This is a genomic window from Aeromicrobium sp., assembly GCF_037719875.1.
Classification (GTDB): Bacteria; Actinomycetota; Actinomycetes; order Propionibacteriales; family Nocardioidaceae; genus Aeromicrobium.
Map to the genome: position 1 here is coordinate 147,728 of NZ_JBBJMJ010000004.1, position 14,953 is coordinate 162,680.

At 63.3% G+C, this 14,953-nt stretch carries 15 protein-coding genes and 1 pseudogene; 6 read left to right on the top strand and 10 right to left on the bottom strand.

Annotation, left to right across the window (positions count from 1 at the left end):
* The gene (locus WKF39_RS06415; RefSeq protein ID WP_340386475.1) at positions 1 to 567 is read right to left on the bottom strand and encodes a DinB family protein; all 567 of its coding nucleotides are present in this window, start codon (positions 565 to 567) and stop codon (positions 1 to 3) included.
* Positions 568 to 829: 262 nt separating this feature from the next.
* Here WKF39_RS06415 and WKF39_RS06420 point away from each other — a divergent pair, with 262 nt between their 5' ends.
* Positions 830 to 1,378 (top strand): hypothetical protein, encoded by a 549-nt coding sequence (locus tag WKF39_RS06420; RefSeq protein ID WP_340386477.1) that lies wholly within the window; start codon positions 830 to 832, stop codon positions 1,376 to 1,378.
* Positions 1,379 to 1,380: 2 nt separating this feature from the next.
* Here WKF39_RS06420 and miaB read toward each other — a convergent pair whose 3' ends face one another.
* From miaB to WKF39_RS06435, 3 genes are all read right to left on the bottom strand, one after another.
* Complete coding sequence (miaB, locus tag WKF39_RS06425) at positions 1,381 to 2,844, bottom strand: tRNA (N6-isopentenyl adenosine(37)-C2)-methylthiotransferase MiaB (protein WP_340386479.1); 1,464 nt, start codon at positions 2,842 to 2,844, stop codon at positions 1,381 to 1,383.
* Positions 2,845 to 3,055: 211 nt separating this feature from the next.
* Positions 3,056 to 3,232, bottom strand: coding sequence for an IS3 family transposase (locus WKF39_RS06430; RefSeq protein WP_340386481.1), 177 nt, complete (start codon positions 3,230 to 3,232; stop codon positions 3,056 to 3,058).
* A gap of 36 nt (positions 3,233 to 3,268) precedes the next feature.
* Positions 3,269 to 3,439, bottom strand: a complete 171-nt coding sequence (locus tag WKF39_RS06435; RefSeq protein ID WP_340386483.1) for a hypothetical protein — start codon at positions 3,437 to 3,439, stop codon at positions 3,269 to 3,271.
* On the opposite strand from WKF39_RS06435, the gene WKF39_RS06440 reads away from it, so the two are divergent.
* A protein-coding gene (locus WKF39_RS06440) for an IS3 family transposase (RefSeq protein ID WP_340386007.1) occupies positions 3,440 to 4,728 on the top strand; the annotation gives its coding sequence in 2 pieces (ribosomal slippage) (positions 3,440 to 3,713 and positions 3,713 to 4,728; 1,290 coding nt in all). It abuts the gene before it with no gap.
* A gap of 345 nt (positions 4,729 to 5,073) precedes the next feature.
* Here the strand turns inward: WKF39_RS06440 and WKF39_RS06445 are convergent.
* Positions 5,074 to 5,352 (bottom strand): annotated as a pseudogene (locus WKF39_RS06445) (DDE-type integrase/transposase/recombinase); the annotation flags it as partial.
* Positions 5,353 to 5,490: 138 nt separating this feature from the next.
* Between WKF39_RS06445 and WKF39_RS06450 the strand changes: the two are divergent.
* Both WKF39_RS06450 and WKF39_RS06455 read left to right on the top strand, forming a co-directional pair.
* Positions 5,491 to 7,371: a hypothetical protein gene (locus tag WKF39_RS06450; protein WP_340386484.1), complete on the top strand. Its 1,881-nt coding sequence runs from the start codon at positions 5,491 to 5,493 to the stop codon at positions 7,369 to 7,371.
* A 702-nt stretch (positions 7,372 to 8,073) separates the two neighbouring features.
* Positions 8,074 to 9,294 carry an IS110 family transposase gene (locus tag WKF39_RS06455; protein ID WP_340386547.1) on the top strand — a complete coding sequence of 407 codons (1,221 nt, stop codon included), beginning with the start codon at positions 8,074 to 8,076 and terminating at the stop codon, positions 9,292 to 9,294.
* Between the two features lie 73 nt (positions 9,295 to 9,367).
* Here the strand turns inward: WKF39_RS06455 and WKF39_RS06460 are convergent, their stop codons facing one another.
* Positions 9,368 to 10,555 (bottom strand): hypothetical protein, encoded by a 1,188-nt coding sequence (locus WKF39_RS06460; RefSeq protein ID WP_340386486.1) that lies wholly within the window; start codon positions 10,553 to 10,555, stop codon positions 9,368 to 9,370.
* Positions 10,552 to 11,091, bottom strand: a complete 540-nt coding sequence (locus WKF39_RS06465; RefSeq protein WP_340386487.1) for a DUF4365 domain-containing protein — start codon at positions 11,089 to 11,091, stop codon at positions 10,552 to 10,554. The genes WKF39_RS06460 and WKF39_RS06465 overlap by 4 nt, the downstream gene beginning before the upstream one ends.
* Positions 11,092 to 11,488: 397 nt before the next feature.
* On the opposite strand from WKF39_RS06465, the gene WKF39_RS06470 reads away from it, so the two are divergent.
* Positions 11,489 to 11,896: a hypothetical protein gene (locus WKF39_RS06470; protein ID WP_340386489.1), complete on the top strand. Its 408-nt coding sequence runs from the start codon at positions 11,489 to 11,491 to the stop codon at positions 11,894 to 11,896.
* Between the two features lie 156 nt (positions 11,897 to 12,052).
* Here WKF39_RS06470 and WKF39_RS06475 read toward each other — a convergent pair whose 3' ends face one another.
* From WKF39_RS06475 to WKF39_RS06485, 3 genes are all read right to left on the bottom strand, one after another.
* Positions 12,053 to 12,601: a hypothetical protein gene (locus tag WKF39_RS06475; protein WP_340386491.1), complete on the bottom strand. Its 549-nt coding sequence runs from the start codon at positions 12,599 to 12,601 to the stop codon at positions 12,053 to 12,055.
* Positions 12,602 to 12,694: 93 nt separating this feature from the next.
* The gene (locus tag WKF39_RS06480) at positions 12,695 to 13,159 is read right to left on the bottom strand and encodes a hotdog fold domain-containing protein (RefSeq protein ID WP_340386493.1); all 465 of its coding nucleotides are present in this window, start codon (positions 13,157 to 13,159) and stop codon (positions 12,695 to 12,697) included.
* A 44-nt stretch (positions 13,160 to 13,203) separates the two neighbouring features.
* On the bottom strand, positions 13,204 to 14,289 hold the full coding sequence (locus WKF39_RS06485) for an exo-alpha-sialidase (RefSeq protein WP_340386495.1): 1,086 nt from the start codon (positions 14,287 to 14,289) through the stop codon (positions 13,204 to 13,206).
* A gap of 49 nt (positions 14,290 to 14,338) precedes the next feature.
* Here WKF39_RS06485 and WKF39_RS06490 point away from each other — a divergent pair, with 49 nt between their 5' ends.
* Entirely contained in the window at positions 14,339 to 14,887 is a 549-nt protein-coding gene (locus WKF39_RS06490) for a helix-turn-helix transcriptional regulator (protein WP_340386496.1), read from the top strand.
* The last annotated feature ends 66 nt before the right edge of the window (positions 14,888 to 14,953 follow it).

Here is a 14,953-nt window from a genome sequence, read left to right on the forward strand (position 1 = left end):
TCAGTCGCGGAAGGGGTCGGCGGCGGCCTGGATCGCGGCGACGTATGCCGGCCAGTCGGTGCCGCTCTCGCCGGTGTCAGAGCCGGCGCGGCCGTCGGCCAGCTCGCGGATGATCTCGGCGTGGCCTGCGTGCTGGGCGGTCTCGGCCACCATGCGGATGAGCAGGAAGCCGAGCGTCGTGACGCGCCCCTCCTCGGGCCAGTGCGGCACGCTCGCCGGGCTGTCGAGCTCCAGCACCGCGATGGTCTCGTCGCCGTGCGCGCACGCCCGTCGATAGAGCCTGAGGATCTCCTCGCTCGTCTCGCCTGCGGTCACCCACATGTCAGCGCCGTCCCAGACCGAACCGTCCTCGACCCACGGCAGCGTGTCCGGCGCCGGACGGCCCAGCGAGTCACCGAGATAGACGTGCTCGATCCCGATCAGGTGCTTGACCAACCCGAGGAGGTTGGTGCCGGTCGGCGTCATCGGGCGCCGCAGGTCGTACTCGCTGGCACCCTCCACGGCGCCGAGCAGTGCGGCCCGGCTCTGGTTGAGCTTGGCGTGCAGGTCGGCCTTGGTCGCGGTCATACGCCTCATCTTGCCGCCGACGTATGACAACGGCCCAGCCGCAGCGGCAGTCCAGGAGTTGCCACCAAGCGCGCTACGCTCTCGTGGTGGGGAACTTTTCAGTCACCGAGATCGTCATCATCGTGCTGCTGGTCGCAATCCCGATCGGCATAGTGCTGGTCGCCCTCCGCAACCGCTGACGCCGCAACAACCTGTCCGTGCACGGAGGGGCCGGTTCAATCGATCTCCAGCTGCCCGACACCATCAGGTGCGACACTCGTCCATGGCCTCACTGCCCCCATGGGGAACTCCACGTCGGCAGCCATGGCACCTTCGTCCGATCGCATGGCTGACCGGCGTCGGACTGATCACTGCCGGGGGCATCACAGTAGTCGTGCTCGTCGTGCTGCTGACTGCCCCGGACGACGACCGCTACTGGGTCTATCAGGCATCAGTCAATGAGGCCGTGTCCAAGCCGTGCGAGCAGATGCAGCTCGTCGGCGAAGACATCCCCTTCTATCTCACTCCCGAGGACGGGACTGCGACCGTTCGCCGATTCGTCGACGTCGGACGGGAGATTCCGGCTGCCATCGACGGTGTCGAGGGCGCAGATGCGGGCGCCCTCCGATGGCGCGACGATTGGAACCGCGTGCTCGCAGCTGTCGAGAGGTACGCGGACGACCTGGAGGCGGACGGCCAGGCGACCTACGTGTCACCGGAGGACGAGCAAGGCCAGCCCGTGACCATGTCCATGAGTTCTGCCTCGGACGTCCCGTGCGAACTCCCTACAGCCGTCCTTCTGCTCGATCAAGCCGATTCCGATGCGTACTGACGTCAGACCGCGCAGGCCGGCGCGGGCGGCAGCGGGGCCGGGGCCCCGAGCGACGGCATGCCGAGGCCGACCGAGCGGACCTCGGTCCTGCCCTGGCGCGACTCCCACGCGTCGCCCGCGGTCGTGCGCTTGAAGCTGACCGGCGCGTCGTCGCTGACCACGTGGTGCGGAGCGGCATACGTGATGCGCGCTTCGACCATGTCCCCCGGGCGTACGTCGTGAGGTCCGGGCACGAAGTGGACCAGCCGGTTGTCGCGGGCACGGCCCGTGAGGCGGTGGGTGGCGCCATCCTTCTTGCCCTCGTGGTCGGCGACGAGGAGCTCGACGGTGGTGCCGACGAGCCGCCTGCTCTCGTCCCACGCGACCTCGTTGACGACCTCGACCAGGCGCTCATACCGCTCCTGCACGACGGCCTTTGGGAGCTGGTCGGGCAGGTCGGCGGCCGGGGTGCCGGGGCGTTGGGAGTACTGGAAGGTGAACGCGCCGGCAAAGCGCGCTTTGCGGACGACCTCCATCGTCTCGAGGAAATCCTCCTCGGTCTCGCCCGGGAAGCCCACGATGATGTCGGTCGTGATCGCGGCCTCGGGCATCGCTGCACGGACGCGATCGATGATGCCGAGGTACTTTTCCTGCCGATAGGACCGGCGCATCGCCTTGAGCACCCGGTCGGAGCCGGACTGCAACGGCATGTGTAGCTGCGGCATGACGTTGGGCGTCTCGGCCATCGCCGCGATGACGTCGTCGGTGAAGTCCTTGGGGTGCGGGCTCGTGAAACGTACTCGCTCCAGACCCTTGATCTCGCCGCACGCACGCAGCAGCTTGGCGAACGCCTGTTTGTCGCCGAACTCAACGCCGTATGCATTGACGTTCTGGCCCAGCAGCGTCACCTCGACGACGCCGTCGGCAACCAGCGCCTCGATCTCGGCGAGGATGTCGCCGGGGCGGCGGTCCTTCTCCTTGCCGCGCAGGGCGGGGACGATGCAGAACGTGCAGGTGTTGTTGCAGCCGACGCTGATCGACACCCATGCGGCGAACACGGAGTCGCGCTTGGTCGGCAGCGTCGACGGGAAGACCTCGAGCGACTCGAGGATCTCGACCTGCGACTCCTCGGCGATGCGCGCCCGCTCGAGCAGGACCGGCAGCGAGCCGATGTTGTGGGTGCCGAAGACCACGTCGACGTACGGGGCTCGCGTGGTGATCGTCTCGCGATCCTTTTGCGCCAGACAACCGCCGACCGCGATCTGCATGCCCGGGTTGCGCGCCTTGACCGACGCGATGTGGCCGAGGTTGCCATAGAGTTTGTTGTCGGCGTTCTCCCGCACGGCGCACGTGTTGAACACGACGAGGTCCGGGGTGCCCTCGTTGGCCTTGCTGTAGCCCGCGGTCTCCAGCAGGCCCGACAGCCGCTCGCTGTCGTGCACGTTCATCTGGCAGCCGTAGGTGCGCACTTCGTAGGTCTTGGTCATGACGACTTGATTCTACGTGCCACGACCTTTAGGTTCATCATGCTCATCAGAGACCGACTTTTCGCTATCGCACTTGAAAAAGGGCTACGCGAAACGACCCTGACTTCCTACGAACGCTTGCTGGGACAGATGGGAATTCTGGACATGGAAGACCCGGCCGTCCAGCAGATGGTGTGTCCCGGATTTCGCGTGGTGCGGATTTCTTGGATTCTCATGCCACGGTGATGATGCGGTTGCGTTCGAATTCTATCGGGCTGAGCATGCCGAGCTGGCTGTGTCGGCGTTTGCGGTTGTGCCAGATCTCGAGGTAGTCGAACATCGCGTTGGCCAGCTCGATGCGGGTGTTCCACTTTGGCGGTCGAGCAGTTCGACCTGCATCCGCGACCAAAACGATTCGATCATAGAGTTGATGCTCCTATAGCTGTCAAGCAGCCAGGATGAGGTCAATTTTTTTTTTTTTTGGTTCGCGGAGGGGGCGCATGTGGGCCCAGATCTCGCGGGCGAGGAGGCGTTTGAGGCAGCGGATGATCTCGGCTTTGGTCTTGAAGCGCCCCAGGTTCCCCGCCGCATCCTTTTGAGTTGAAAGGATGAGCACATGCCCAAGAAGATCGATCCCGAGGTCCGGGCCAGAGCTGTTCGGCTGGTCAATGACCATCTCGGTGAGTACCCGTCATTGACCGCGGCTTCATCTGCGGTCGCCCGCCAGGTTGGTGTTGGCCGAGAAACCGTCCGCAGGTGGGTCGTGCAGGCCCAGATCGACGGCGGACACCGCGATGGCCTGAGCTCTGCGGAGCTGGCTGAGATCAAGAGGCTCAAGGCAGAGAATCGGCAGTTGCGTGAAGACGTTGCGATCTTGAAAGCAGCGACGACTTTCTTCGCGGGGGAACTCGACCCCCGCAACCGATGATGTCCGGATTCATCGACACCATGAGGTCGCAGGGTCACGCGGTCGAGTCGATCTGTCGGGTCCTGCGTCAGCAGGGCGTGCAGGTCGCCGCGAGAACCTACCGAGACTGGCGGATCGCTGTCCCAGCGGCGAGGACGATCAGCGACGCCCGTGTCGTTGACGCGGTGCGTGACATCGCCTGGAATGTGGCCGTCGATGCTGATGGTGTGGTGGTGCGCAAACTGGCCCCCGAGGGCTTGTATGGGCGCCGCAAGATGACCGCCTATCTGCGCCGCACCGTTATCGCGGATGCCTCCGCGGGGGCGGTTGACCGGGCGATGCGGACGCTGGGTTTGTCTGGTGTTCGCAGGGACAAGGGGATCCGGACCACGATCCCGGCCAAGGACGGAAAACGCGCCGGCGACCTGCTCGATCGTGACTTCACGGCCGCGGCTCCGAACCGCGTCTGGGTCACCGATTTCACGTATGTCAGGACGTGGGCAGGGTGGGTCTATGTCGCGTTCATCGTTGACGTCTTCGCCCAACGGATCGTGGCTTGGCACGCCTCGACGTCCAAGGAGACCGAACTCGTCATGATCCCGCTGCGGATGGCGCTGTGGCAGCGAGACCGCGACGGACACCCAATCACGGCCGGCGAACTGATCTGCCACGCCGACGCCGGAAGTCAATACACCAGCATCCGCTTCACCGAGCACCTCGCTCTGGAGGAGATTCGGCCCTCGATCGGATCGGTCGGCGACGCCTACGATAACGCCCTCATGGAGACGATCAACGGCCTCTACAAGGCCGAGTGCATCCGCACGACCGTCTTCCACGAAGGCCCCTACAAGACCATCGCCGACGTCGAGTACGCGACCGCCGGCTGGGTCGACTGGTACAACAACCGAAGGCTCCACTCGACCCTGGGAAACGTCCCACCCGCCGAGCTCGAGCAAGCCCACTACGCTGCTCTCAACCGAGAGCCGCAACCCGTATAGGAGCGGCAGAGAACCTAGGGCGCTTCAACGGCGACGTGGACGTGCTTGTGGGTGTCGACGCCGATCGTGACTCGACGGCGACGGGGATCATCAATCATGCTCATCAGTAGTTGCCTTCCACTTCGAACCGGACAGGTAACGACGCTGGCCGGCCGGGTGGACGGGACTGTGACGAGGCTGATTGCAGTCAGGCTCCTATGAGGTCACTGCCCGCCCGGCCAGCACCGAGGGTGCAGCGCCTCCAGGCGGACGACAGATCAACAGCCAGGACACCCAAACCGCGGGGTCAGTCGTAAGCAAGAGTCAGGCCACCTGAAGACAATCGACAGTCTCACAGTCGTAGCAGTCGCCGATGCTGCCCATCGAGGCCAGCAGGCCGGGGTCGCGTGCACGTCTGGTGAAGGCCCAAGAGCCGAATTGGACTCCGTGATCGGAGTGGATAATCGTCTTCGAGTCGGTGCCCTTGCCGAGCCGGCTGTCGATGGCCATTCCGAGCGCGTTCGTGACCAAGGCCGCCGTGGGCGATGAGTCGATGGACCAGCCAACGACTCGCCTGGAGTAGGCGTCCAGGATCGCGCAGCAGTAGATTTTGCCTTCCCGAGTCCGATGTTCTGTGATTCCTGTCTGCCGCCTCGGGAGTCACCCAGGTCGCACGATCGTGGCGACTTCGAATGACACAAGCGCAGCACGAACGACTATCGCCATATACGACCATCGCTCGCAACCCTTGTGACAGACTGTGCCACTCAGGTTACTCTCAGGATGGATTCATCGATGCTCGCTCATATCCGAGTCACCGCTATCGGCATTGCGCTGTTCGCCCTTCTCGCCGCATTACTGACCGTGGGCTCCAACACTGCGGAGGCGGTTGGAGAGAACTCCGGTGGCGTGTTCGTGCCGGTGACACCAGCACGAATCGCGGATACGACCACAGGAACCAATACTTCAGCCGTGCCCCTTGCATCCGGTGGGGTGCGGTCGATCAACGTGCTCGGGGTCGGCGGCATCCCGTCTACCGGGGTCGGCGCAGTCGTGCTCGATGTGGCCGGATCGTCTAACGCTGGCGCAGCCGTCTACGCCTACTCGGACGGGACGACGCGTGGCGGATCATTCCTTAAGATCGACGCCAACGACGGATGGGACTCCAACACAGTCATCGTCAAACCTGGTACCAACGGCAAGGTGGCGTTCTATAACTCGTACGGAAGCACTGACATCAATGTGGATGTTCAGGGCTACTTTACAGATGTGAGCGGCGAAGGTTCGCCGGGCGGGTTTGTGCCGATAACGCCTTCGCGCCTTGTTTCCACTGGTGCCGGAACGGGGATCACCGGGGGCGCTTTGAAGGGCGGAACTACCACTCACGTGCAGGTGGGCGGAGTCGGTGACATCCCGTCTAATGCCACCGCGATCTTCGGCAATGTTCGCGTCTACGATTCCTCGTACAGCGGCGGCGTGAAGTTGCTGCCATCCGAAGCAACAACCGGCACGTCAACCTCGCTCAACTTTGTGACAGACGAGTTCAACGACTCAGGTCTCTCGATGAAACTCGGCCCGGACGGCAAGATCAAGGTCATCATGTCCGGAACATTGACTCAGACAGCGCATTTGATTATCGACGTGCAGGGATACTTCACTCCTGACCCCGCGGGCGGGGGAAGTTACACACCGCTGACTGGACGGCGGATCTACAACTCCAGCGACACCGTTTCGATTCCAGCCAACGGATTGGTTGAAGTTCCCGTGGCCGGCTTGGCCGGGGTTCCAGACGATGGGACCGCAGGCTCGGTAGCAATGACCGTTATGGCGCTCAACTGGCATGCGACAGGCTCCGTCCGTGTGTTCAATCCTGACGAAGGGCCGACTGGCACGACCAATATCGCATTCACAGCGCCCTTCGATCGCGATGTTTCATCGACCTCAATTATCTCCCTCTCGAATGCCGGAGAGGTCGCCATTCAAAACCTCAGTGGCGGGGCGGTCGACATCATCCTTGACGCTCAGGGTTGGTTTAGCGACCCTGACATATATGAGCCGTACACCGGTGAAGAGGATGACCCCGAAACTTCGACGGACGAGCCGGAGATAGTCCCGTCCCCTGGAGATTGGGCGTCTTCCACCGAGGAGAATGGCGGGGACACCCACGTGTCGGAGGATGAGGGCTTTTCTATCGCGTCTGGCTGGTGGGACGGTCAGTGCGGCAGTAACTCAAGCACTTCAAACCGATACAGCATAGTTAAGACGTACAGTCGTGCCGTTGGCACCAGCCGCATGAAGGGCACCACCGTCAAAATGTACTGTGGGAGACACCCTGCAGGCGACGGAGAAGATGCATTCGGTTTGCGCCACGTACGCGCCGGGCATAAGGGGGACTTCCAAGAACTCGCCTCTTATGAAGGGCGAAATTGGGGCAACTGGATGCATTGGGCGCTTGGTTACGTCTTTAGCGATCCTGACCGCCGCACGGAGCAGAGTGCTACTCGGTTCTGCTACGAGAGAATCTTCTACTTCAAGAACGGCAACGAAACAATCAAGCGACGCGTGGTTGCGGTTCTAGGTAAGACAGGAGTCCGCATTATGACAACTTTCCCACGTAGGGCGGCGAGTACCTACCCGGCGTACTGCCGCGGCCCAGCCTTCTAACATGCCGATTTTCGATCAGAAGAGACTCGCACTGTGGGAGTCATTCGTTGACTACATCTCGCAGTTCGGTCCATGTACAGCCGATGCGTCGCTCGGAATTTCAGTTAAGGAATCGGACGGCACGACGGTCCTGCGAATCACAGATAGGGATCTCGCAGCGCAAAATGACCAGTATCAGCGAGAATGTGAGAGATATGGACGCTCCCCTGAGATGGACGGGCTGCTACCACAACCACTCTTGGACAACTTCTTCGAAACGTTCGGCTCGCAGTCTTCCGGAGTACACACATACTCAATCAAGGATCTGACCCTCGTGCCCGAGACGCGCAGTGAGATCCATAGAGCGTAGTGGTCTGCGCCAAGAAGCGAGGACCCTGACCATGTCAGTTGACTAAGTTTTCCTGCCGCGCATGAGCCATGGATTAGATCGTTGAACAGAGTGAAGTAGTCGTATCGTCCCGGAGCCTAATGGGAGCGCACCGGTCTCCATTTGCGGCAGTCTGGTGTCCGAGCCGCCATCGGGTGAGCACTGCAGGTTCCAGGCCCATTGAGGTCTAGGTCTAGATCGTGTCCCTGTTGGTTGGTGAGGAGGTCGCAGGGCTGGTGGGATGTCGTGCCCGTCACTGCGCGTGAGCACTGATCCATTAGGTTGCCTTGATCTTCTCCGCAGGCTCAGTCGGATTCGGCGGAAGGAGAAGGATGATGTTGTTCATCGGTGATGACTGGGCCGAGGCCCATCACGACATCGAGATCGAGGACGAGCAAGGCAAGGTTTTGGCCAGGAGACGTCTGCCCGAGGGGGTCGCTGGGATCGCGAAGCTGCACGAACTGGTCGCCGATCAACTCGACGATCGTGACGAACCGGACCGGGTGTTGGTCGGGATCGAGACCGACCGTGGTCCGTGGGTCCAGGCGTTGATCGCGGCTGGCTATGTGGTTTATCCGATCAACCCTCTGCAGGCAGCCCGCTATCGCGAACGCCATGGCACTTCGGGAGCAAAGTCGGACCCTGGTGATGCCCACGTTCTTGCTGAGCTCGTCCGGCTGGATCGTGACCATCACCGCCCTGTTGCCGGTGACACCGCGATCGCGGAGCAGGTCAAGATTGCCGCCCGGGCGCACCAGACAATGATCTGGACCAGGCAACGCACGGTGAACACGCTGCGCTCGATGCTGCGCGAGTTCTACCCAGCCGCACTGGTCACGTTTGAGAATCTCGCCGACAGGGACGCCCTGGCGGTTCTGGCGGCGGCACCGAGCCCGGAGCAAGGTGCCCGGCTCTCCGCGGCGAAGATCCAGACTCTGCTGCGCAAGGCGGGCCGGCAACGCAACCTGGCCACCCGGGCCGACCAGATCGTCACCGCGCTGCGTTCTGAGCAATTGCCTGCCCGGCCCGGCGTGGGTGACGCCTATGCGGCGAGCGTGTCGGCTTTGGTTGCGGTGATCACCGAAATGGTCACCCAAACGGCAGTTCTGGAGGAACAGGTGAAGGCGGGTTTTGGCCAGCACCCGGACGCTGAGATCTACCTGAGCCAACCCGGCCTCGGAGTGACCCTCGGAGCCCGGGTGCTCGCCGAGTTCGGTGACGATCCCGGCCGCTATGTCGATGCCCGGGGACGGAAAAACTACTCTGGCATGTCGCCGATCACCCGAGCATCGGGAACCAAACGCGTCGTGCTGGCCCGCTACGCCCGCAACAAACGACTGGCCGACGCGCTTTATCAGCAAGCCTTCTCAGCCTTAGGCTCATCGCCCGGGGCCCGCGCGCTCTACGACCGACATCGCGACCGCGGAGCAACCCACCACCAAGCGCTCCGCGCCCTCGCGAACCGCCTCGTCGGCATCCTCCACGGCTGCCTGACCCACCACACCAGCTACGACGAGACCATCGCCTGGCCCACCGCCGAACCAATCGCCGCTTGACGTCTTCCACCCGTGGGATGTCTAGACCGGTCCGATCTCAAGCATTCCGTCGTTTCATGTAATCAAGGGCTAATCATTTGAATAGTCCGAGTTGCTGCATGGAGTCCGTCTCGGTATGTGGCACTACGCGAAGGTCCCTAGCGTTGTAGAGCCAGTTGATATTTCCCTCGCGCTCAAGTGAGCCTGAGATCCTGATGCGCGCGTCACGTCGGTGCGCCTCAAGTGCTTGCTGATATTCATCGGCGCTGAGTCGAACTCGCGCCATCCGCGCGTCCGCTCCATCTTCAACGAGTAGACGGATCACGTGCGCTGGGTCGTCGGAACTGTGACTTAGGAATGTGACTTCGCCAAGAAGAGTCACCTCCCGCGGTTCGGGATCTTCGGCGAAGACTGTTGCGACGTGGCCCAAGACCTGGGATTCCTCCGAGGTCAAGTGGAAGGTTTTCGGCGGGATTTCCGGAGATCCATCGAATGCGTGCCGGACGATCTCAACGCCCGCGTCTCCGTTGGACGAGAGTTCAGCCAACGCTTTCGTGAGTTCGTACGACACACCCTCATCCACCAACTCCTCGAATACTTCGATCCGAGGCGCCTTGCGGTACTCGTCAAGCCCGCCACGGACGGCCTCAAGTGCTCGCTCGAACACATCGATGATGTCTCGCCCAGAGCGCGTCTCCGTGTCTCTGGGCTTCGACAAAGCCGCGTCCTCAGATTTCTTGGTGAGGTGAAAACGCCTACCGGCCGGAGTGTGAGCCGTGACGACGAAACTGCCGATCTCCGTCTGCCCCATAAGACTCTGCTCCAAGAAGTTCTTGGCGACGAAGGCACTGGCGTTGCCGTGGTATTTGCGCGGCTCTCGTGCAGCCTTTGCGGCAGCGACGAGGGTGGCTCGTGCAGCGCCATACAGCCGCTCGCCCTCCTCCCAACCAATCAAGCCTGCGTCGAACGGCGTCTCCTTGAGCCACTGCGTGGAGTCCAAAGATGCCCTGCTGCGCAGGATGAACAACTCGTCTGCCTGTCGCGCGGACTCGCCGTAGGTACGAAGCACCTGCGACTTGGCACGTTGGAGGAGCGCCCCGAAGTCGCCTCTGTTCGGATCCAGCGGAACGACCACTTCAAGATCGTCGGTCGGGTCATCCTCCGGCCGCCACACCTCATACAGGCCATCTCGCGCAGCAACCCTCGCCCAAGCGAAGTGTCGAAGGAGAGCCGTAACGGACCTGCTCTGCTCTTCGAGGCTCAACTCGGAAGGACTAGTCACGGCGCACCTCCTTGGCCAATCCGCTCCATCATCGCGCAGAGCGAATGATCATCGAAGATGTTCGTCTTCGGGGCGTGGATAGTCACGGTCTTCGAGTCAGTGTCAGGACTTCCAGCAAGGTTCACCCAGTACGCGCAGTGCCGCAGCGAAAGTTCGTCGTGACTCGATAGCACCCATCCATCCATTTCGGATGGTAGCGCGAGGATCACCACAATTTTTGCGATCGTTGGGTCGAATACGCGGAAGTAGTCGTAGCGGTCGCGGCGAATCTGCGCACCCACTTGCTCCTCGCCGATCCTGCTCGGTGAAGAGGTGGCCTTCAACTGAACTTCGAGGCGAGCGACTCCATCACCCTGGTGTACTTCTGCCCTGTGAGTCAGGTTGAGATCGACACCCTCATCGATCTCCGGCCTACCCGCGATGACACATCCTGATGCCGCAACTACGGCTCTAACGAAGCCATCTTGAAACGCTTCCTTGAGGTCCGTGATGCGACGGGGTGAGCCGCGAAGGGGAGCCTCGGGACCCGTCGTCACTGCGCCCCCGTCCGATCATTAGGGTCACCCTGAGTCGATCAGCCCTAATGCGTCCGGACGCTAGCAGAAGTTCGGTCTACACGACGGGATTCCGACGCAGTTGACTCTTCCCATGAATCCGCAGGATGTTACGTGGGACTCAGGATCTATACAGCCGCTCGCTGTCGTGCACGTTCATCTGGCAGCCGTAGGTGCGCACTTCGTAGGTCTTGGTCATGACTGGTCAAGGATACGTGCGTCAACGCGGGTGCTGGTCGAGCGCCTGTGCCGGGGTTTCGATACGCGTCCCGCTGCGCTCGCCCGCAGGGGCGGTCGGTTTCGCCCGCGTCGGACAGGGGTATGCCCCAAGATGAGCTCGAGCATCTCGAGTTCGGTGACATCCACGGAGAGGCACATCATGTCCAGCAACGAGCCGCTCGATCCCCCTCACGAGCCCACGAAGAACCTCGGCGACACCCGCAACCCCGGTGCTACCCAGAACGTCGGCAACACCGGCGGGACCGGCAACACCGGCGGGGCCCGCAACACCGGCGGGGCCCGCAACACCGGGGGCGCTCGCGACTTCGGCGACCTGCGCGTCTCGACGGGCTCACAGTCCGCCTATCTCACCGTCGAGATGATCCTGTATGTGCTGGCCGTCCTCGGCATCTTCGTGACGTCGGCGATCATCGACGAGGACAACGGCTCTGGCTTCACCGCCTCCGAGGCCTGGTTCTACGTCACGCTGCTGACCGTCGGCTTCCTCATCAGCCGTGGCCTGGCCAAGATCAACACTCGCGGCGGGGACAACACCCGCGTCCTCTAGCCGTTGACAGGCAAATGCCCCGCTCACCTGAAAGAGGTGAGCGGGGCATTTCGCATGGATCAGCGCCAGAATATCGCGACGATCACAGCCGTGCCGACGGCCGAGATCGCAAGCGATCCGAGGCACCCGAGCCGGTTGCTGAAGAAGAACACGGCGCTAGCCGATCAGGCGCTTCGCGAAGCCCTTGTGGACTTCGGACGCACGCTCCTGCTCGCCGGCGAACGCGCTGATGACCACGACAGCACCGGTCAGGGCGGGGATGGCCCACTGCAACACGTCGAGCTGCTTCTGAGCGGCCGCGACCTCAGCCGGCGTCCCGCCGGACGGCTTCGTGCCGGCGGCGACGGGCACGGCCTGATACTCCGAGACCCTCTGCCCGAGGATGCGGGCATACGCCGTCGCGCCCAGGGCGGCCGCGGTCAGAGCGGTCTTCGCGACCACCATGGTCGCCACACCCTGCTGACCCTGGATCCGGGCGGTGTTGCCCTTGATCTGGCCCAGGCTGCCGATCACGTGAGCGCCAATCGCGGCTGCATTGACCGGAGTCCAGCGATCCCATCCGGCGTTGGCGACGGCACCGCGCGCCGACGGGTCAGCTGCCTCGGCAGTGGCGGGGTTGAGCGACACTGCGTTTGCCAGTGTGCCGCCGAACCAGGCCGAGAGGCCGAGGTCGTGAAGTGAGCGGGAAATGGTGTTGCGGGCCATCGAGTACTCCTGAATGAGGGGGGACAACAGGAGTACCCGTGGGGTCAGAGAGACAAACACGCCGCGCCTGCGACCTGCGTCACCGAAAGCTGGTCAGGTCGCACGCTTCGGCGTGACCCAGAGGTGGATCGTGCCCGCGACCGTGACGGTGCCGTCGGACGTGACTGCCTTGACCTTGATCGGCACGTCCGGGCCCCCGGCCCAGTCGGCCTCGGTGCTCTCGGCAGTGCAGGTCAGTGCGGTCGTCGACTTGGCGAGATAGCTGACCTCCATGCCCTTGGGCAGCCAGCGCATGTCATCGGGGCAGGTGGCTTCGGCCAGCAGCCCCATCGCCGCCTCCAGCCCGTTGCACGCCGCGATCGCGTGGATCGTGCCGATGTGGTTCTTGACCGATCGACGCTTGGGGATCTTGATCTGGCCGAGGTGCGGCTTCATCTCCTGCACCTCGAGGTGGATCGACGCGAAGTAGGGCGCCTTCTGGCTGAACGCTACGGAGAACAGCCGTTTGCCCTGGGGCAGCGCGGTGAACTTCTTGTACAGGGCGAGAGTCGAGGACATGGCCTCATGTTACCGAAAGGTAACCCGCGTGACGGGGACGAGACTCAGATCACGGCGGCGCGCAGACAGAGTACGTCCGGGAGGTTGTCGCGGATCTCGGCCCACGTGCCGCCCTCGTCGTTGCTGGCCCAGACTGCGCCGTGTCGCGTGCCGACATAGAGGCCGGCGGTCTCGGCGCTGTCGCACACAAACGCGTCGCGAAGCACTGCGGTGTAGGCCTCGGTGGGCAACCCCGGCCCGGTCTCCTCCCACGTCTCCCCCGCGTCCGACGAGCGCCACACCGCAGGCTTGCCCGACGGTGGGAACCGCTCGATGTCGGCCACGAGTGGGAAGACATAGATCGTGCAGGGCTTGTGGGGATGGGCGACGATCGGGAAGCCGAAATCGGATGGGAGCCCATCGGCGATCGATTGCCACGAGCGCCCCGCGTCATCGGATCGGAAAACTCCCCCGTGGTTCTGGGCATACATGCGGTCCGGGTCGCCGGCATCGACGGCAAGCTTGTGGACGCACTGGCCGTACTCGGGCGTATCGCCCGGGAGGAAGTCCGCACCGATACCGCGGTTGAAGGGCGACCAGCTGTCGCCGCCGTCCTCGGTCCGATAGACCCCGCCTGTCGACATCGCGATCGTGACGGTGTCGGGGTCGGTGGGGTGGGGCACGACGGTATGGACCGCCTGGCCACCGCCTCCGGGCTGCCACGTGGGTCGGTGTGGGTGGTCCCACAGGCTGCGCACGATCTGGAAGGTCTCACCGCGATCAGTCGAGCGGAACACCGCAGACGGCTCAGTTCCGGCGTAGATGACGCCGTCCTGGCCTTCCGGCGCCGGGCGCAGCTGCCAGACCCGCTCGAGCGACGCTCCGGTGTCCTCGGGGAAGCGCACCGCTCCACCTTTGGTCTCGTCCCACGTGCGCCCCAGGTCGTCGGAGCGGAACACCTGTGGACCCCAGTGCGGGCTCGTCGCGCCGACCAGCAAGCGAGTGGACCCGCCGCGGCAGTCGATCGCGGCGGAATAGATCTCCTCCATCGGGAACTGCGGCTTGTCCCAGGTCCAGGACGCACGATCACCGTCGGACCGGCCGATGAACAGGCCCTTGCGGGTGCCTGCCAGCAGGACTGTGTCACTCATCTCGTACCGCCTCCGCGCGTATTCCTAACAGGAACAGTACGCTAGGTCCGTGACCACCCAGCTGTCAACGACTTCATATGCCCTGCTCGGGCTCCTGGTCTTCGACAGCGCGACGTCACAGACCGGTCTCACCGGATACGAGCTCAAGCAGCGAGCCGACCGAACGCTGCGGTTCTATTGGGTCTCCCCCGCGATGAGCCAGATCTACACCGAGCTCGAGCGCCTGAGCCGCAGCGGTTTCGTCGAGGGTGTCGACGACAACGCCGGCAAGCGCACGACCCGACGGTTCCGCATCACGACCGCGGGGCGTACGTCCTTGACGGACTGGCTCCACACGTCCGAGCAGGACTTCCCGATCCTCAAGCACCCGATCGCCCTGCGACTGCTGATGGGCAGCCTCATGGGACCGGGCGAGGTCGAGTCGATGCTCGACGGCTACGTGGAGGCGTTGGCCGAGCGCCGCAAGGAGCTGGAGGCGGTGCGGGAGCTGCTCGGCGACAACGAAGCCGTGGCGTACCCGGCACGGGTCGCCGACTGGGGCCTTGCCTACTACGACAGCGAGGCCGAGATCGTCGAGAAGCTGCGCCGGACGCTGTAGTCCTGTCTGAAACTGTCGGACGTCATCACACCCGTAGTGTGTACGGCAGACCCGTGATGACGTCCC